Origin of the sequence: Fibrella rubiginis, assembly GCF_017353185.1 — a bacterium.
Classification (GTDB): domain Bacteria; phylum Bacteroidota; class Bacteroidia; order Cytophagales; family Spirosomataceae; genus Fibrella; species Fibrella rubiginis.
Map to the genome: position 1 here is coordinate 1 of NZ_JAFMYV010000036.1, position 930 is coordinate 930.

A 930-nucleotide genomic window follows, 5' to 3' on the forward strand; every position below is an offset into this window, starting at 1 on the left:
GCCGGGGGTAGTGTGGTAGGCACGGGCAGCAGCCTGAGCGTGAGCCCTGGCAACACAACGACTTACCAGGTGGAGTGCACCAGCTGTGGCAGTTGCACGGCCACCCAGGTGACACTCACTGTTACGCCTGCTGCCTTCCTGGAGGTCACCCCCAGTCAGCTTAGCTGGAGCAGCAGTGCCAACAGCCAGATGATTAGTGTGGCTAGTAACGTGAGCTGGAGTGTAAGCGGGCTGCCCGCTAGTGGCTGGCTAACGGCCAGTGCTGCGGGGGGTAGTGGCAATGGCAGTTTCATCCTTACGGCCACCGCCAACAGCAGTAGCGTTAGCCGGGCGGCATACATTACTGTTAGTAGCAGTACAATAAGTCAAACGATTACGGTAAATCAAGCGGCTAGCCAGGTTGTAGACAACGGTCCCTGCTCCGCTTTTACAAACGGCGCACAGGTAGCTTATCGGATGGTAGGTGATCCGGCCGTGAAAGTAGTTGTGCTGGTCGATGCCAACGGTTGCCGTCGGGCTGTATGGAGTAACGCCGATGGTGAGGTACCCCGAGACTGGCTTCCTTATCTTGGGGCCAACACTGGTTTTACGGTAAGCGCCATCGGCAGCTGTCTCAAGTTTTCATACGAGCCTTGTGCTACTGCTATCAACTGTAATTTGACTGCTGCTGCCATGCCAGGTGGTATCACCGCAGGTTCGAGCAGCACGCTTACAGTGAGTGGTGGTAGTAACGGAGCCAGCTATAGTTGGAAGAGTGGCGGCAACTTGGTAGGCACTGGGTCTGTCCTGACTATTACACCTAACACAACGACGACTTATCAGGTCGAGTGCACCAACTGTGGCGGTTGCTCAGCTGCCCAAGTTGTTGTGACAGTTACGACACCAACACCATCGGTGAAGGCCTGTGCCGGCACGGGCAGCCTGAGCTAC

The 930-nt window shown here is 56.5% G+C and carries 1 protein-coding gene; it reads left to right on the forward strand.

Annotated elements, in window-relative coordinates; all coding sequences use genetic code 11:
* On the forward strand, positions 1–930 hold a 930-nt coding region (locus J2I47_RS26355), incomplete at both ends, for a BACON domain-containing protein (protein ID WP_207367620.1).